The following is a 16,747-nucleotide window of genomic DNA, read 5'->3' as shown; positions in this document are numbered from 1 at the left end:
GAAAAAAGAATGTCAGATTTAAAAAAATATGAAGGAGTCATCCCAGCTTTTTACGCTTGCTATGATGACCAAGGAGAAATTAGCCCGGAGCGGGTGCGTGCTCTCGTAGAATATTTTATCGCGAAAGGTGTGCAGGGCTTGTATGTCAACGGATCTTCCGGCGAATGTATCTATCAGAGTGTGGCCGATCGCAAGCTAGTCTTAGAAGAAGTCATGGCAGTGGCTAAAGGGAAATTGACCATCATCGCTCACGTAGCCTGCAATAACACCAAGGATAGCGTGGAATTAGCACGACATGCAGAAGAACTAGGAGTAGATGCCATTGCGGCCATTCCGCCTATTTACTTCCGCTTGCCAGAGTATAGTGTCGCCCACTACTGGAATGAAATCAGCGCAGCGGCGCCAAACACAGACTTTGTTATCTACAATATCCCGCAATTAGCAGGAGTGGCTTTGACACCGAGTCTTTATAAAGAAATGTTGAAAAACCAACGGGTCATTGGGGTGAAAAACTCTTCGATGCCTGTGCAGGATATTCAAACCTTTGCTTCTTTAGGTGGTGAAGACCATATCGTCTTCAATGGTCCGGATGAGCAATTCTTAGGTGGCCGTCTGATGGGAGCAGGAGCGGGGATTGGAGGCACTTATGGTGCCATGCCTGAGCTCTTCTTGAAACTCAATCAATTGATTGCGGATAAGGACTTGGAGACTGCGCGTGCCTTGCAATTTGCCATCAATGGCATTATCGGAGTCTTGACGTCTGCTCATGGAAACATGTATGGCGTCATTAAAGAAGTCTTGCGGATCAATGAAGGTCTAGAACTGGGATCTGTTCGGAGTCCATTAAGTCCAGTAACTGAAGGAGACCAGGAAGTGGTTCAAAAAGCTGCTAGCTTAATCCGTGAAGTCAAGGAACGTTTCCTTTAAAAAAGAGTGTAAATCGGAAAGGAGAGGTGTATGGCCTATTACCTAGCGATTGATATCGGTGGGACCAATATCAAATATGGTCTGATTGATGAAGCAGAGAATTTGATTGAGTCGCATGAAATGCCGACAGAAGCTGAAAAAGGGGGACCTGGGATTCTAGGGAAAACCAAAGCTTTAGTAGAATCTTACCTCGAAGAAAATACCATCCTTGGAGTCTGTATTTCGTCAGCTGGGATGGTTGATCCCGATAAGGGGGAAATCTTTTATGCAGGCCCTCAGATTCCTAATTATGCAGGAACTCAGTTCAAAAAAGAAATTGAAGAGACCTATCATATCCCCTGCGAAATTGAAAATGACGTCAACTGTGCTGGTTTAGCAGAAGTCATGTCAGGGAATGGCCAGGGTGCTCAAGTTGCCGTCTGTTTAACGGTCGGTACTGGCATTGGTGGTTGTCTCTTGATCAATGGGGAGATTTTCCATGGCTTTAGCAATTCTGCCTGCGAGGTAGGTTACCTTCATCTTCAAGATGGCGCCTTCCAAGATTTGGCTTCAACAACAGCTTTAGTTGAATATGTTGCCAAGCAACATGGGGACCCTGTCGAACAATGGAGTGGACGTCGCATATTCAAGGAAGCGACCCAGGGAAATACCATCTGTATGGCAGGAATCGATCGCATGGTCGACTACCTAGGCAAGGGGCTTGCCAATATTTGTTATGTTGTCAATCCTCAAGTGGTTATTCTTGGTGGTGGAGTTATGGGACAGGAAGCTATTTTGAAACCAAAGATTTCAGCAGCCCTCAAAGACTCCCTCGTTCCAAGCCTAGCAGACAAGACGCAATTGGAGTTTGCGCATCATCAAAATACGGCAGGGATGGTAGGAGCTTACTACCATTTCAAACAACAACAAGCCAGACGCAATTAAATCAAAAATGCTCACCACTTAGGTGAGCATTTTTTGAATGTAGACAAACTATTGTTTTACATAAAACAGCTAGATAATTTTCAAAAAAGGACTTATATCTATAGTCATTTAAGAAGATTAAAAACCAGGAGACCGAGGAAAGGATCCTCAGCTCCTGGTGATAAATCAGAAGACTAGCGTCTACGTGAATCGTAGCCATTGAGTTTTTTGTTTTCCCAATAGCTATTGAAAATTCTTTCTTTACGTTCCCGATCCATTTCGAGAAAGTAAGCATAGATTAAATCAATCGTGGTTAAGAAGGGAAGGGTTGCCGTAATACGGTCGATATAGGTGCTTCCAGGTAGGGGAGCAACTGGTAAAATTTCCGTAAAGTCCTCTTTGATAGCGTCTGGTTGAGCAGTAAGAAGAACGGTTTTTGCCCCCATTTCTTGAGCATCCAGGAGGCTATGGATAATCGAGCGGGTAGTTCCCGATAGAGAGAAGGCAATGACCAGGCAGGATTTATCCAAGATACTGGTCGTCCATGCAAAGCCGTCTTGATCGGTTAAGGCTTCGCAAACAACGCCCAGTCGAAGGAAGCGAAGTTTCATCTCAGAAGCCACCAATCCTGAGCTTCCTTTTCCAAAGAAGTAGACCCGATCTGCTTGAGTGATTAAGTTAGCGACTTCTTTGATTTGCTCGTCTTTTGCTAGGGTTTCTGTAGCCTGAAGGACCTGCTGGTAGCGACGCAAGACATCCTGTGTTAATTCGCCGTGCGGGGATTGTTGCTTTTGAGATTTGGTTTCTTCGTTAAAGTGATAGATAAATTCTCGATAGCCTGTGAAGCCACACTTTTGGGAAAAACGGGTCAAAGCAGCTTTTGATACATGCAACAGTTCCGTCACTCTAGACGAGGAAAGAGAGTGTTGCTGTGCTTCAGGAGATAAAAAATAGCGGGCAATGTCTAACTCTAGCTCCGTCATTTCTTCTTGATGGCTCTTAATAATGCTTCGGAGATCACGATCTTGTTTCACAGCGGTCCTCCTTTCAACTGAGGTTACACATGGAGAAAATCCTATAATATATTTCACAGTATAACATAAAAAACCGGGATATACAAGGAGTACGACCAGCGAACGACTGAAAGAAGGAACAGAATCAGCGTCTCTTTTAAATCACCTTTGTTAGAAAAATAACCTCTGGAAACAAAGGAAAGACGCTGAAAAAAGTTGTTAAAATATGTTATAATTTACACAAGAATTTGTTCCTTCTCGTAAAGGAAGAGGTAAGGAGGTGGAGTGATGGCCAACGCAACTCTAGAAATGATGCAAGAGATTGAAATGGCGGCAGAAGCCGTTGTCGCAAGTTACGAAGATCAGGTCCAAGATTTGCGCCAACAGCTAGGTGATCACCTACAGGAGGTAGCAGCATCCTATGACAAAGAGACCGCTAAGTTAGTAGCAGAGCGGGAAGATTCCTCGAGAGCGACGATTGCTAGCTTGGAAGCAGACCTTGCAGTGACCAGCCAGCGCAATGACGAAAAGGTGCAGCAAGCCATGACAAATAAGCGAGCAGCTTTGGTAGACGAAATTGTAGAAAAGGTGGTAGCAACCTATGGCAATTAGCCCAATGCAACACCTTTCCCTAGTCTTGCCCACAAATCTAATGGACGAGCTTCTCTTGTCACTTCAGTCAGAGGAATCCGTCCAAATCTATGATTTGAGCGAGCAAGAGGACTGGCAAGTTGCTTTCCAGACGAGTGATAGGACCAAAGGATCAGCTCAAAGACTGGATGAACTAAGACGTCGGGAAGAGCAGTTAGAAAAGGCCATTCAGGCCTTGGAGCCTTTTATTCCTCAAAAGAAGGGATTAGAAAAACTAAAAGAAACTCCCTTGTCTTTGTCTTTTCACGATTTAGAGTCTCATGGGCTTATCCGTGATGAGCAACGTCTCTTACAGTCGGTGCAAAAACAATTGGCTGTCTTAGCAAAGGCGCGGGATCGCATCCAGCTAGCTCAAGAAGAGCTTGCCTCTTTGGAAAAATGGGTTGACTTGACAATGACACCGGACCAGCTCAAGCGTTTCCGCTATGTTCATGGCTTAATCGGCACCATTCCCAATAGTGAACAGGATCAGGCGCGTCAAGCCTTGCTAGCGCACCCAGATGTAGAGGTTGATGTAGTTTTCAGCTCGGAAACAGAGCATGGAGTCATTGTCCTGTATAAGTCTGGTGACTTAGCGGATCTTCAAGATACGCTGACCAGTTCGCATTTCAAAGAGTTTGACTATCAGGGAGAGACCCTGCCGAAAGAACGTTTGGAGCAACTCAAGAGAGAGATCAAAGAACAAGGTGCTGTTGAAGCGGCTACTTTGGAAAGGCTCAGCCAAGCCAAGGAAGATCTCAATCAACTCAAGTACCAACTCGATTATGTCTTGAGTCTAGGAGCTCGGGAAGAGGCTAAAGGCTCTCTTGCCAGTACAGCCCATCTAGTCGCATTAGAAGGATGGATTGAGACCTCTCAACTCGAAGCTTTAAAGGCCAAACTTCAAAAGGAATTTGGGCACCAAGTCGTCTTGCAGACGCGAGAGGTTACCCAAGAAGAATGGGATCAGGTGCCAATCAAACTGAAAAACAATGCCTTGGTGGAGCCTTTCGAGTTGGTGACTGAGATGTATGCCCTGCCCAAGTATTACGAGAAAGATCCGACGCCAATCGTCTCTCTCTTCTACTTTGTTTTCTTTGGCATGATGGTAGCAGATATTGGCTATGGCCTCTTGTTAACGCTGGCAACTGGCCTTGCTCTAAAAGCTTTCCAGCTACAGCCGAGCGCAGCAAAAAACCTTCGCTTTTTCTGCCTCTTAGGAATCTCGGTAGCCCTTTGGGGAGTCGTATATGGTTCCTTCTTCGGCTTTGAGATGCCCTTTGCTTTGATCAGCACGACCACCAATGCTATGACCATCTTGATCCTATCGGTTGTCTTTGGTTTCATCACCGTTTTGGTTGGTCTCTTCCTAGGAGGGATGAAAAATGTCCGCCTGAAAGACTATACGGAAGCCTACAATGCAGGCTTTGCCTGGGTCTTGATCTTATTAGGTTTGATGCTCTTAGCAGTCGGAAATATCCTACCAGGCTTATCCTACCTAGTTCCCATTGGCCAGTGGCTAGCTATTCTCAATGCGATTGGGATTCTGGTGGTGTCCATTGTCAGTGCCAAGAAATTATCAGGATTAGCAGCAGGTTTGTTTAACCTCTACAATGTTAGTGGCTATGTCGGAGACTTGGTCAGCTTCACCCGTTTGATGGCGCTCGGTTTATCTGGGGCTAGCATCGGGTCAGCCTTTAACTTGATTGTCAATCTCTTCCCGACTCTGGGACGGTTCACAGTCGGCCTTGTCCTCTTTGTCCTACTCCATGCTATCAACATGTTCCTGTCCTTCTTATCAGGATACGTGCACGGGGCTCGTTTGATCTTTGTCGAGTTCTTTGGCAAGTTCTACGAGGGTGGTGGCAAACCCTTCCGACCTCTAAAACCGTCGGAACGCTATGTCAAAACAAAAAAATAATTCAGTAAATCAATCATAAAAAATTTTATAGGAGTATATTCATGGAATCTTTAGCTTCATATTTCTCAACCCATGGGGGTGCCTTCTTTGCAGCACTTGGTGTAGCCATTGCGGTGTCTCTTAGCGGAATGGGTTCAGCCCTCGGTGTTGGTAAGACTGGTCAGGCTGCTGCTGCACTCTTGAAAGAACAACCAGAAAAATTCGCCCAAGCTTTGATCTTGCAATTGTTGCCAGGTACACAAGGTCTGTATGGTTTCGTTATCGGAATCTTGATCTGGTTGCAAATTAAGCCAGATATGGCTCTTGAAACAGGAGTCGCTTACTTCTTCACAGCTCTTCCAGTAGCGATTGTTGGCTATTTCTCAGCGAAACACCAAGGGAATGTCGCAACTGCTGGGATGCAAATCTTGGCAAAACGCCCAGAAGACATGATGAAAGGGGTTATCCTTGCGGCCATGGTTGAAACCTATGCCATCTTGGCCTTCGTTGTGTCCTTCCTTTTGACTCTTCGCGTCGGCTAATCTAGACACACCTAAGCCAAAGAAGAGGAGGCTTCTCTTCGTCTTTTATCGGTGGTGAAGAACTCCAAAGGAGGAAATAATAACAATGACGGATTATTCCCAATTAAAGGACTCCATCCTTGAACAGGCTCATGAAAAAGGCCGGAAATTAGTGGCGGAAGCGACGGCTAAGGTCCAAGCAGAAGCCCAGTTGCAGGAAACTCGTTTGGTAGAAGAAAAGTTACACCAACGGGCGGTTCAATTGCAGACGATTGAGCGCCACTTGCAACGTGAAAGCCAACAAATCGAAAATCAAAAACGTCAATCAACATTGGTCACCAAGCAACGGGTTTTAAAAGAGCTGTTTGCGGACGCCTACCAGAAAATGGCGACTTGGTCACGTGAAGAAGAACTTGCATTTCTTCACCGCGTTCTTCCTCGTTATGCAGACCAAGCAATGGTCTTAACCCTAGGTGCTGTGACGGCAGAAAAACTAACGGATCAAGATTGTCAGGATTTGATAGAGGCCTATCCACAGCTTCAGTTAGCAAAAGAAACTCTTGCCCAAGAAGCAGGTTTTATCCTTTCCTTTGGCAAAGTGGATGCCAGCTATCTCTACCGTGATCTCGTCGATGCTGTACGGGAGGAGCAGAGCTTCCATATGGCAGCTAGCATTTTTAAAGAAGAGAAGAACTAGGAGGGCCTATGAGTGAACGGACGTATTCTCAAGTAAATACCGGGATTAGTGTACGTGAAGCTAGTTTTTTGAGTCCAGCTCAGTTTGATGCTCTTCTGACCAGCCCAGATGCAGAAGCGCGTGCCAGTCTCTTGCAAGGGACGACCTATGCCTTGGAGGCAGATCAACTGCGTCAAGTCCAAGTTGTCGAGCAAGCCTTGATGAAGCACCTTCTAGCAGAGTATGACTGGGCTTATCAAGTAGCTCCGAATCCAGCTGTGGTCGACCTCTTTGCCCTCAAGTACACCTATCACAATCTCAAGGTTTTCTTGAAAGAGCGAGCAACGGGGCGGGAGTTGAACTTCCTATTATTGGATGCAGGTCCCTATTCCTTAGCAGTTCTTGAACAAGTAGCCAAGACCTTTTCTTCAGAGAACTGCCCAGAGTTTATGGCTCAGGAAGTAGCAGCGACCTGGCAGGAATATGTCGACTATCAGGATATTCGAGTTCTGGAAATCGGCATGGATCTGGCTTACTTTGATCATCTCAAACGCTTGGTGGAAAACCTCGAGCATCCACTTTTAGAATCGCTGGTCACCTTGACCATTGATTGTTACAATGTCATCACAGTTGAGCGGGCCCTCAGCTTGAAAAAGCCAGGAAGCTTTATGAAGCAACTCTTGTCTGATGCAGGGACGCTCTCGGCAAGAGAAGTCATCCAATGTGTGGAGCAGGGCAACCTCATCAGTTGGTTCCAACAAGTCAATCCCTTGCCTTATGATGTGGAACTGACTCGGTACGAAGAGCAGATGCGAGCAGGGAGAGTGAGCGCTGAGACAGTGGAATACCTGGAGCATGTGATTAAGTACCGAATTTTGGAACAAGCTTCCTTTGAGACAGACGGCCCCTTGCCTTTAGCTCGCTATCTTTTTGGAAAAGAGCTGGAGGTGAAGAATTTACGTTTGGTCTTGACAGGTCTGGACAATCAGCTTCCAATTGACAAAATAAAAGAAAGGATGAGACCGATCTATGGCCAGTAAAACGCAAAAAATTGCCGTTGTGGGAAACCGAGATGCTATCCTTCCTTTTCAGATGATTGGCTTTCAGACCTTTCCCGTAGCAGAGGCTCAGGAAACCATTAATACCTTACGTCACTTGAGCCAAGAAGATTTTGGCATCATCTATCTGACGGAAGATATGGCTCAGGAAATCCCAGATACCATTGCCCACTACGATCGCCAAGTAACTCCAGCAGTCATCTTGATTCCTACTCATAAGGGCTCGACTGGGCTAGGACGGAAACGCATTCGGGATAATGTCGAAAAAGCAGTGGGGCAGGATATTTTATGAGAACAAATGAATTTGGCCAAGCGATTGGAGATGCACTGCCGGATTTTACACCGGGGCGTCTACCAGCTATTGAGCGGATCTTTATCAGGTCCACGGGCCAGCCTCCCCAGCAGATATGTGGACCTATCTATTCAATGGCCCTGCCCACAATGAAGCTGAGTGGGATCGTCTGTTGGATGATCTCATGACAGCCCAAGGTCGCTTTTACTATGCGATTGTAGACAAAGATTCCGGCAAGGCTTTAGGGACATTCTCTCTCATGCGGATGGATCAAGCCAACCGAGTGATTGAAGTTGGAGCGGTGACCTACTCACCATTGCTTAAGAAGACACGCATGGCAACCGAAGCTCAGTATCTCTTGGCGCGCTGTGTGTTTGAGGATTTGGGCTACAGACGCTATGAGTGGAAATGTGATGCCTTAAACCAAGCTTCTCGTAAAGCAGCTGAGCGCTTGGGATTCACCTATGAAGGCTGTTTCCGTCAGGCTCTTGTTTATAAAGGTCGGACTCGAGACACAGATTGGTTGTCTATCATTGACCAAGAATGGCCAGCTATCAAAGAGCGCTTCGAAGCTTGGCTGGATCCAACTAATTTCGATGAAAATGGTCAACAAAAGCAATCTCTAGCCGATATGGCGCAAAAGTAATACAAAGAAACAAAGGATTCCCAGGAGGAATACATGACTCAAGGAAAAATTATTAAAGTTTCCGGTCCCTTGGTGGTCGCATCAGGGATGCAGGAGGCCAATATCCAAGATATTTGCCGGGTCGGCGATCTTGGATTGATTGGCGAAATTATTGAGATGCGTCGGGATGAGGCATCTATCCAAGTATATGAAGAAACGTCTGGAGTCGGTCCAGGTGAACCGGTGGTCACAACTGGGGCTCCCCTCTCTGTTGAGTTGGGACCAGGTTTGATCTCTCAGATGTTTGACGGGATCCAACGCCCCTTGGAACGATTCCAAGAAGTTACAGCCAGTGATTTTCTGGTTCGTGGGGTGCAAGTTCCAAATCTAGACCGTAACACCAAATGGACCTTCGAACCGACTGTGGTAGAAGGGACAGAGGTGGTCGCTGGAGACATCGTCGGTACCGTCCAAGAGACCAATATGGTGGAACACCGCATCATGGTGCCTTACGGAGTCAGTGGGCGTGTGACCAAGATTGCAGCAGGTTCTTACACAGTAGAAGAAGCAGTTTATGAGATTGAGCAGGCTGATGGCAGCCTCTTTACCGGAACCTTGATGCAAAAATGGCCGGTTCGTCGAGGCCGTCCCTTTGCACAAAAACTGATCCCAGTAGAGCCTTTGGTCACAGGTCAACGGGTCATTGATACCTTCTTCCCAGTGACAAAAGGTGGAGCTGCAGCTGTTCCTGGTCCTTTCGGAGCTGGAAAAACCGTCGTGCAACACCAGGTGGCTAAGTTTGCCAATGTGGACATCGTGATTTACGTTGGTTGTGGGGAACGTGGAAATGAAATGACAGACGTTCTGAATGAGTTTCCAGAATTGATCGATCCAACAACCGGCCAATCCATCATGCAACGGACGGTTCTGATTGCCAATACCTCTAACATGCCAGTTGCGGCGCGGGAAGCTTCCATCTATACAGGGATTACTATTGCCGAATACTTTCGTGATATGGGCTATTCCGTTGCCATCATGGCGGATTCCACGTCGCGCTGGGCAGAAGCTCTTCGTGAAATGTCTGGTCGTCTAGAAGAAATGCCCGGAGATGAAGGCTACCCAGCCTATCTTGGTAGCCGGATTGCCGAGTATTACGAACGGGCCGGCCGGGTTAAGACACTCGGAACGACTGCACGTGAAGGCTCTATTACAGCCATCGGTGCCGTTTCCCCTCCTGGTGGAGATATCTCAGAGCCCGTAACGCAAAACACCTTGCGGATTGTTAAGGTCTTCTGGGGACTGGATGCTCAGTTGGCGCAACGTCGCCACTTCCCAGCCATCAACTGGTTGAGCTCTTATTCCCTTTACCAAGATGAGGTAGGCCAATATATCGATCAGCATGAGCAGATTAGCTGGGCAGAAAAAGTCACCCGCGCCATGAATCTGTTGCAAAAAGAGAGTGAATTGCAAGAGATTGTGCGCTTGGTTGGTCTGGACTCCTTATCTGAAAAAGACCGCTTGACTATGAATGCGGCTAAGATGATCCGTGAAGACTACCTGCAACAAAATGCCTTTGATGAGGTCGATACCTATACTTCTTTCAGCAAGCAGGTGGCCTTGTTGACCAATATTCTGACCTTTGACCAAGAAAGTCAAAAAGCGTTGGAATTAGGGGCCTACTTCACAGAAATCATGGAAGGAACCGTAGATCTTCGGGACCGCATTGCCCGTAGCAAGTTCATCCATGAGGATCAGTTGGCCACCATTCAAGCCCTGAAAGAAGAAATCGTAGAAACCCTACACCAAATCGTAGCCCAAGGAGGAGTAGACAATGAGCGTGATTAAAGAATACCGTACTGTCAGCGAAGTTGTTGGCCCCTTGATGATTGTCGATCAGGTCCAAGGGGTTCGCTACAATGAACTCGTAGAAATCAAGCTCCATGATGGAACAACCCGTCAGGGACAAGTCCTCGAAGTCCAAGAAGACAAGGCGATGGTCCAGCTCTTTGAAGGATCTAGCGGGATCAACTTGGAAAAAGCCAAAGTCCGCTTTACCGGACGTCCCTTAGAACTTCCAGTGTCCGAAGACATGGTGGGCCGCATCTTTAACGGGATGGGCAAACCCATCGATGGTGGTCCGGAGATTATCCCAGAGAAGTACTTGGATATTGATGGACAAGCCATCAACCCAGTATCTCGGGACTATCCAGATGAATTTATCCAGACAGGAATCTCGGCCATTGACCACTTGAATACCCTGGTTCGGGGCCAAAAACTCCCAGTCTTCTCCGGTTCTGGTCTTCCTCACAAGGAGTTGGCAGCTCAGATTGCCCGTCAAGCGACGGTACTGAATTCCGAAGAAAACTTTGCCGTGGTCTTTGCGGCCATGGGGATTACCTTTGAAGAAGCAGAGTTCTTTATGAATGACCTTCGGGAAACAGGAGCCATTGACCGCTCTGTCCTCTTTATCAACCTAGCCAATGACCCAGCTATCGAGCGGATAGCCACTCCTCGGATTGCCTTGACAGCGGCAGAATATTTGGCCTATGAAAAAGACATGCACGTCTTGGTCATCATGACCGACATGACCAACTACTGTGAAGCCCTTCGGGAAGTATCCGCTGCCCGCCGGGAGGTTCCAGGACGTCGGGGCTATCCAGGTTACCTCTATACCAACCTATCCACCCTCTACGAACGTGCCGGACGCTTGGTTGGAAAGAAAGGATCTGTGACCCAGATTCCGATCCTCTCCATGCCGGAAGATGACATCACCCACCCTATTCCTGACTTGACAGGCTACATCACCGAAGGTCAGATTATTCTGTCCCGTGATCTCTACAACAGTGGCTACCGTCCACCGATCAATGTCCTTCCATCTCTTTCTCGTTTGAAAGACAAGGGATCTGGTGAAGGGAAGACTCGGAAAGACCATGCGGCGACCATGAACCAGCTCTTTGCGGCCTATGCCCAAGGGAAACAAGCAAAAGAGTTAGCCGTGGTGCTTGGGGAATCTGCCTTGTCAGATACAGACAAGCTCTATGTCAAATTTACTGATCGCTTTGAGAAGGAATACATCAATCAAGGCTTTACTACCAATCGGAGCATTCAAGAAAGTCTAGATCTGGGCTGGGAATTGCTGGCTATCTTGCCAAGGACAGAGCTCAAGCGGATCAAGGATGATATGATCGACGAATACCTCCCAAAAACTTCTAAGGAAGCACAAGCCTAGGAGTAGAAAGGAGGAAGTCAAATGGCACGATTAAATGTCAAACCCACCCGGATGGAGTTAAACACCCTCAAAGAGCGTCTGAAGACAGCAACTAGAGGGCATAAACTTCTCAAGGACAAACGAGATGAGCTCATGCGACGCTTCATCGAATCGGTCCGTGAAAATGACCGCCTCCGCCAGAAGGTTGAGGCAGCTCTCGTCGGAAATATGCAAGAATTTGTCCTCGCCAAATGTCTGGAAAATGACCTCATGGTCCAGGAAATCTTTGCGGTGCCGACGCGTGAGGTCAGCCTGCATATCGAGACGGAGAATATCATGAGTGTGCGCGTGCCCAAGATGCATGCCCATATCGATAATCCGTATGGAGACGATGAGGGAGACGTGGTCTACAGCTACGTGGCTTCCAATAGTCAGATGGATAGTACCATTCAAGAAATGGAAGAACTCTTCCCAGACCTGCTGCGTCTAGCTGAGATTGAAAAAACTTGCCAGCTCATGGCCGATGAGATCGAAAAAACGCGCCGTCGGGTAAATGGACTGGAGTATGCGACCATTCCAGACCTCAAGGAGACCATCTATTATATCGAAATGAAACTCGAAGAAGCCGAACGCGCCAACCTGGTCAGAATGATGAAGGTCAAATAAGATACAAAGCCCGCAAAATGCAAAGTGAAAATAGGGAGCAGGACAGAAGCACTGTTGTATAGAATGCTTCGTTGTCCTGCCCCCACAAGGCTGATTAGGATTTTTCCGAGCTCTTAAAGCGAGAGAAAAATCCAATCAGCTACTGTGCCTTTGAAGTTAGTACTATTACAGTTTGCGTTTTACACACAGCATTTAGGGCGTGTTCAATTAATAAGATACAAGCCGTTAAAAACAGCACCCCAAGTGATGTCTACAGGACACGAACTTAGGGTGCTTTTTTAGCTTTTATTCGACTGAAAAATCTTCTAAAATCCCTTGGTTCAGAGCTCTCAAAAGCTTCTGACACAATGAATTTGTTTGATTATCCAAATAGTACTAACTGTCGTTAATTGTTAAGAGAATGTAACAAGAAAGGGTTAATGTTACAAATTAGGGTCAGTTAGATTAAAAGAAAAGAAGAGTCATTCTAAAGACAAAAAATGTGGTAGAATATTAAATGTATCTGTCTGGAGATAAATCTCCGATAATAAGAAAACGAGGAAAGAACGTATGAAGAAAGTAAATAAAAAGGCTCTAATTGCTTCGACTGTTGCTATGGCGGTATTGCCATTTACAACTGGTAAAGCAGAATCAAATGGAGATTGGGTTGCCCGTTCTGTAGATGAAATTCGTGCAGATATTTCAACTTCAGAAAACAAACAAACCTACACCATCAAATATGGGGATACCCTAAGCACGATTGCGGAAGCTTTGAATGTTGACGTAACTGTTTTGGCAAACTTGAACCAAATCAGCAACATTGATTTGATTTTCCCAGGAACTGTCTTGACAACAACTGTCAATGATCAAAACCAAGTGACAGGTGTAGAAATCCAAACTCCTACAGCAGGTAATGCTGATGCAACTGTGACAACTTCTGCTGATTTGACCAACAACCAAATTAAAGTAGACAACCAAACTGTTGCAGTGGGTGATTTGACAAAACCAGTAGCAGATGAGAGCAACCAACCTGTAGAACTCCCTCAAGCACCTGCAGTTGTAGCAGCAGTGGCAGACCAAGTATCAGAAAGCTTGTCAACTCCAGAAGCACCAGCAGAAACACCTGCACCAGCAGCCCCAGTAGCAGATGAAGCACCAGCACCAGTTGTTGAAGAGGCACCTGCGCAACCTGCTGCAGCGCCAGCTGAAGTAGCGGCTCCTGTAGCAGCACCAGTTGTTGAGGAAGCACCAGTAGCTCCAGTAGCTGAACCAGCTCCAGTCGTTGAAGTTCCAGCAGAACCAGAAGTTACTGCGGTTGCTTCAACACCACAATATGGTGCACCAGCACCAGTTGTTGACACGACAGCTTCAACTCCTTCAACTGCGACACCTACTTCAAATGAAGGTCTTCAACCTCAAGCGATTCGCTTCAAAGAACAAGTAATAAATGAACTTGGCTTGACTGATATCGGTGGTTACCGTCCTGGTGACCCAGAAGATCACGGTAAAGGTCTTGCAATCGACGTTATGGTTCCAGAAAGTTCAGCGATCGGTGACCAAGTAGCTCAATATGCAATCAATCATATTGAAGAAAATGGAATTTCCTACATCATTTGGAAACAACGTTTCTATGCTCCATTCGACAACATTTATGGACCAGCAAATACTTGGAATGAAATGCCAGACCGTGGAAGTGTAACAGAAAATCACTACGACCACGTACACGTGTCATTCAACCCATAATCAAGTCATAGCAAAGAGGTTGGGACAAAAGTCCCAGCCTCTTAATTGTCTTTGGATTGTCGAGCAAGACGCAGTGGTTGAGTGGGCTCTACTACGCTGATTTCATCAGCTTTTATAGCCCTACTCAACTGTGCGGAGGTGGGACGACGAAATCGAATTCTAACGAATGACCGATTTCTGTCCCACTCTCTTTTTTTGTATAAAAAATAAACCCCATTTGATCAATGGGGTTTATTGGATTAAAGGATAACATCAGATTTCTCTACTTGATAGAGAGCAATACTCATGAATAAAACAACAACCAGAAGAAGTAAAACTCCGGGTGTCCAAGAATGGAAGATTTGTTGGCTTGACCCAAATAAGATAGGTCCAAGTGCAGCAAAGATATATCCTCCTGTTTGAGCTAGCCCAGAGAGTTGAGCCGTTTTCTCAGGAGAGCTAGACTTCATGGAGAAGGTGACCATGAGGTAAGGGAATAAGATACTCGTAAAACTTCCAATCAAGATATTCAGAATCAACCAGTAAATGAAGTTGTTTGTCTTTATTAACAGCATGGCAATTCCAGTAAAACCAGCTAAAACAGTCGTTATCAGCATGATACGTCGATTTCGTTCAGTAAGGCTGGTGGTAAGACTTGGAATGGTCATAGAGAAAGGAAGACTCATCAGGGTGAATACAGATGCTAAAATTCCGGCATTGGCTTGACTGATACCAGCTTGGGTTGCCATAGTAGGAAGCCAGGTCATCGTGGTATAGAATAAGAGAGACTGGAGACCACAGAAAAGCATGATGGCCCAAACTTTGCCATTCTTATACCAGCTAGTCTTATTTTCATGAGAAGAAGAGCTTTTTTTCAAATAATGATTGTGGCGAGCATTAGGGAGCCAGATCACAAGAGCGACCGCACAGACAACTGTCAGCACCCAGACCAAGCCTTGCCAAGAGGTAGCTTGAGTAATAGGAACAGCGACAGAAGAAGCTACCGCAGTAGACAAGCCCATTGCAGTGATATAGAGGGTTGTTAAGAAGCCAAGACGTTTTGGTTCATTAGCTTGGATCAAGCTTGGTAGAAGGACATTGATAAAGGCAATAGCAGCACCAATCAAAAGAGTTCCCACATAGAGGAGAGGCAGATTGATGGTGCGTAGAGCAGATCCAATCGTCATCAGGATCAAAACTCCAAGAAAGAGTCGCTCAATCCCAAAGCGTCTCGCCCAGCTAGTAGCAAAAGGAGAGAAAATAGCGAATGTTAGGAGGGGTAGACTTGTCAAGAGGCCGAGAGAACTCACCTCAACACCAAAGCTAGCAGCAATATCTGATAAGACAGTGGAGAGGGTCGTAAATGGGGCCCGTAAGACCACTCCTAGTAATAAAATTCCTGGAATGAGAAAACGTGAATGGTTTTGTTTCATAGTGTACCTCCTTGCTTGAAAATGAACAGTATCCGTATCATTATAGCACAAGAACTTGGAGGAGGCAAAAGGATTATCGATGAATAAAGCTTGTAAAATAGCTGTTTTGCCTATAAATATAGTAAACAATAGAAAGATAGAGCTGAAAAAAATATTTTGAAGGTTTTCAAACTTTCTTCGCATATATATTTATAGGAACGTAGTTTTCGCTCCGCTCAAATTGCATCCATATCTCTAAATTCGGTTGAACTCTTTGAGTTCACCTCATTCAAATTTCTAAGGATCGTAGTTCTCACTAGCGTTCAAACTGCGTCAACGTACCTAAACTCACGGATGCTCGTAAAGATAAGGAACGTAGTTCTCTCTGTCGTTCGAACTGCATCAATGTACCTAAGCTCATCTACGTCCTTGTTAGGATTGGTTTAAGGAAATAGGTTTGGTAATAATTACATAACGCAGTGGTTGATTGGTATCTTTGTTCGCTCTTATAGCTCCAAAGATTACCTAATCAACTGTGCGGGGGGTGAGACAACGAACAATTTTAAAAAATTGTTCTGTCTCACTCCCATAAAAAAAGCCACCTGATTTGGTGGCCTTTATGGGAGATTATTATGAAAAAGTTTAGGATTTTCTATCAAACAAAGTTAGGAGGTCTTCATTTGATGGTATTAGTATAAATCGGAAAACTTAAAGAAAGCTTAAGATACCTTCCTGTAATTTAAAATCAGTCTTAAGACGGATGGTTTGATTTGTAGCTGTCATTCGATCTCATTCTAGGTTAACTTGCATTATTGTCAGAATTGTGAGAAAATAGTCTTCATCAAAGGAGGGAAAGGATAGCGAGATGAGAGAGGATATCAAGATTAACGACCGTGCCCTAGCACTGGAGAAACAATTGATTGAAAAGTTAGAGCTTGTGTTTGATACCGATGTTGAATTGGACGTCTACAACCTTGGTTTGATTTATGAGTTGGATCTGGATGAGGAAGGGACTTGCAAGGTAGTCATGACCTTTACCGATACCGCTTGTGACTGTGCGGAAAGTTTGCCTATCGAAATCGTCGCTCGCCTAAAAGAAATTGACGGTATTGAAGACGTCAAAGTAGAAGTAACCTGGTCGCCAGCTTGGAAAATTACCCGGATCAGCCGTTATGGACGTATTGCACTTGGCCTTCCACCGCGATAAATCAATAA

15 protein-coding genes and 1 pseudogene are annotated in these 16,747 nt (G+C 45.7%); 14 read left to right on the top strand and 2 right to left on the bottom strand.

Features of this window, described 5'->3' with window-relative positions; translation table 11 throughout:
* Positions 1 to 9: 9 nt before the first annotated feature.
* Both DW930_RS08015 and DW930_RS08010 read left to right on the top strand, forming a co-directional pair.
* On the top strand, positions 10 to 927 hold the full coding sequence (locus tag DW930_RS08015; RefSeq protein WP_123159729.1) for a dihydrodipicolinate synthase family protein: 918 nt from the start codon (positions 10 to 12) through the stop codon (positions 925 to 927).
* A 30-nt stretch (positions 928 to 957) separates the two neighbouring features.
* Positions 958 to 1,851: an ROK family protein gene (locus DW930_RS08010; RefSeq protein WP_123159728.1), complete on the top strand. Its 894-nt coding sequence runs from the start codon at positions 958 to 960 to the stop codon at positions 1,849 to 1,851.
* 173 nt (positions 1,852 to 2,024) lie between these two features.
* On the opposite strand, the gene DW930_RS08005 is transcribed toward DW930_RS08010, so the two are convergent.
* Positions 2,025 to 2,864, bottom strand: a complete 840-nt coding sequence (locus DW930_RS08005; protein WP_123159727.1) for a MurR/RpiR family transcriptional regulator — start codon at positions 2,862 to 2,864, stop codon at positions 2,025 to 2,027.
* Between the two features lie 267 nt (positions 2,865 to 3,131).
* Here DW930_RS08005 and DW930_RS08000 point away from each other — a divergent pair, with 267 nt between their 5' ends.
* The 11 genes and pseudogenes from DW930_RS08000 (at position 3,132) to DW930_RS07950 (ending at position 14,141) form a co-directional block, all read left to right on the top strand.
* The gene (locus DW930_RS08000) at positions 3,132 to 3,455 is read left to right on the top strand and encodes a hypothetical protein (protein ID WP_123159726.1); all 324 of its coding nucleotides are present in this window, start codon (positions 3,132 to 3,134) and stop codon (positions 3,453 to 3,455) included.
* The gene (locus DW930_RS07995) at positions 3,445 to 5,394 is read left to right on the top strand and encodes a V-type ATP synthase subunit I (protein ID WP_123159725.1); all 1,950 of its coding nucleotides are present in this window, start codon (positions 3,445 to 3,447) and stop codon (positions 5,392 to 5,394) included. Before DW930_RS08000 ends, DW930_RS07995 begins: the two co-directional genes overlap by 11 nt.
* Before the next feature lie 41 nt (positions 5,395 to 5,435).
* The gene (locus tag DW930_RS07990) at positions 5,436 to 5,915 is read left to right on the top strand and encodes a V-type ATP synthase subunit K (RefSeq protein ID WP_123159724.1); all 480 of its coding nucleotides are present in this window, start codon (positions 5,436 to 5,438) and stop codon (positions 5,913 to 5,915) included.
* A gap of 85 nt (positions 5,916 to 6,000) precedes the next feature.
* Entirely contained in the window at positions 6,001 to 6,591 is a 591-nt protein-coding gene (locus DW930_RS07985; protein WP_123159723.1) for a hypothetical protein, read from the top strand.
* An 8-nt stretch (positions 6,592 to 6,599) separates the two neighbouring features.
* Positions 6,600 to 7,610 (top strand): V-type ATPase subunit, encoded by a 1,011-nt coding sequence (locus DW930_RS07980; RefSeq protein ID WP_123159722.1) that lies wholly within the window; start codon positions 6,600 to 6,602, stop codon positions 7,608 to 7,610.
* Positions 7,600 to 7,920: a V-type ATP synthase subunit F gene (locus tag DW930_RS07975; protein ID WP_120701392.1), complete on the top strand. Its 321-nt coding sequence runs from the start codon at positions 7,600 to 7,602 to the stop codon at positions 7,918 to 7,920. Before DW930_RS07980 ends, DW930_RS07975 begins: the two co-directional genes overlap by 11 nt.
* A pseudogene (locus tag DW930_RS07970) lies at positions 7,917 to 8,566 on the top strand (GNAT family protein). Before DW930_RS07975 ends, DW930_RS07970 begins: the two are co-directional and overlap by 4 nt.
* A gap of 33 nt (positions 8,567 to 8,599) precedes the next feature.
* A complete protein-coding gene (locus tag DW930_RS07965; RefSeq protein ID WP_123159721.1) occupies positions 8,600 to 10,390 on the top strand; it encodes a V-type ATP synthase subunit A in 1,791 nt (596 codons plus the stop codon).
* Positions 10,377 to 11,774 carry a V-type ATP synthase subunit B gene (locus DW930_RS07960; RefSeq protein WP_023024949.1) on the top strand — a complete coding sequence of 466 codons (1,398 nt, stop codon included), beginning with the start codon at positions 10,377 to 10,379 and terminating at the stop codon, positions 11,772 to 11,774. The genes DW930_RS07965 and DW930_RS07960 overlap by 14 nt, the downstream gene beginning before the upstream one ends.
* Positions 11,775 to 11,795: 21 nt before the next feature.
* On the top strand, positions 11,796 to 12,419 hold the full coding sequence (locus tag DW930_RS07955; RefSeq protein ID WP_123159720.1) for a V-type ATP synthase subunit D: 624 nt from the start codon (positions 11,796 to 11,798) through the stop codon (positions 12,417 to 12,419).
* 549 nt (positions 12,420 to 12,968) lie between these two features.
* Positions 12,969 to 14,141, top strand: a complete 1,173-nt coding sequence (locus DW930_RS07950) for a LysM domain-containing protein (protein WP_023024953.1) — start codon at positions 12,969 to 12,971, stop codon at positions 14,139 to 14,141.
* 239 nt (positions 14,142 to 14,380) lie between these two features.
* Here the strand turns inward: DW930_RS07950 and DW930_RS07940 are convergent, their stop codons facing one another.
* On the bottom strand, positions 14,381 to 15,553 hold the full coding sequence (locus tag DW930_RS07940) for an MFS transporter (RefSeq protein ID WP_023024955.1): 1,173 nt from the start codon (positions 15,551 to 15,553) through the stop codon (positions 14,381 to 14,383).
* A gap of 844 nt (positions 15,554 to 16,397) precedes the next feature.
* Between DW930_RS07940 and DW930_RS07935 the strand changes: the two genes are divergently transcribed.
* Positions 16,398 to 16,739, top strand: a complete 342-nt coding sequence (locus DW930_RS07935; protein WP_006595245.1) for a metal-sulfur cluster assembly factor — start codon at positions 16,398 to 16,400, stop codon at positions 16,737 to 16,739.
* Positions 16,740 to 16,747 lie beyond the last annotated feature (8 nt).

The organism is Streptococcus sp. AM43-2AT (genome assembly GCF_003603405.1).
GTDB classification, from domain to species: domain Bacteria; phylum Bacillota; class Bacilli; order Lactobacillales; family Streptococcaceae; genus Streptococcus; species Streptococcus ilei.
The sequence above is the reverse complement of the archived record's forward strand: the minus strand, read 5'-3'. Positions and strand labels throughout refer to the sequence as shown.

What these genes read in the sequence shown, in the direction of transcription:
- DW930_RS07955 (WP_123159720.1), top strand. Translation starts at nt 11,796, where the DNA reads ATGGCACGATTAAATGTCAAACCCACCCGGATGGAGTTAAACACCCTC.
- DW930_RS08015 (WP_123159729.1), top strand. Translation starts at nt 10, where the DNA reads ATGTCAGATTTAAAAAAATATGAAGGAGTCATCCCAGCTTTTTACGCT.
- DW930_RS07935 (WP_006595245.1), top strand. Translation starts at nt 16,398, where the DNA reads ATGAGAGAGGATATCAAGATTAACGACCGTGCCCTAGCACTGGAGAAA.
- DW930_RS07975 (WP_120701392.1), top strand. Translation starts at nt 7,600, where the DNA reads ATGGCCAGTAAAACGCAAAAAATTGCCGTTGTGGGAAACCGAGATGCT.
- DW930_RS07960 (WP_023024949.1), top strand. Translation starts at nt 10,377, where the DNA reads ATGAGCGTGATTAAAGAATACCGTACTGTCAGCGAAGTTGTTGGCCCC.
- DW930_RS08000 (WP_123159726.1), top strand. Translation starts at nt 3,132, where the DNA reads ATGGCCAACGCAACTCTAGAAATGATGCAAGAGATTGAAATGGCGGCA.
- DW930_RS07980 (WP_123159722.1), top strand. Translation starts at nt 6,600, where the DNA reads ATGAGTGAACGGACGTATTCTCAAGTAAATACCGGGATTAGTGTACGT.
- DW930_RS07985 (WP_123159723.1), top strand. Translation starts at nt 6,001, where the DNA reads ATGACGGATTATTCCCAATTAAAGGACTCCATCCTTGAACAGGCTCAT.
- DW930_RS07950 (WP_023024953.1), top strand. Translation starts at nt 12,969, where the DNA reads ATGAAGAAAGTAAATAAAAAGGCTCTAATTGCTTCGACTGTTGCTATG.
- DW930_RS07940 (WP_023024955.1), bottom strand. Translation starts at nt 15,553, where the DNA reads ATGAAACAAAACCATTCACGTTTTCTCATTCCAGGAATTTTATTACTA.
- DW930_RS07965 (WP_123159721.1), top strand. Translation starts at nt 8,600, where the DNA reads ATGACTCAAGGAAAAATTATTAAAGTTTCCGGTCCCTTGGTGGTCGCA.
- DW930_RS07995 (WP_123159725.1), top strand. Translation starts at nt 3,445, where the DNA reads ATGGCAATTAGCCCAATGCAACACCTTTCCCTAGTCTTGCCCACAAAT.
- DW930_RS07990 (WP_123159724.1), top strand. Translation starts at nt 5,436, where the DNA reads ATGGAATCTTTAGCTTCATATTTCTCAACCCATGGGGGTGCCTTCTTT.
- DW930_RS08010 (WP_123159728.1), top strand. Translation starts at nt 958, where the DNA reads ATGGCCTATTACCTAGCGATTGATATCGGTGGGACCAATATCAAATAT.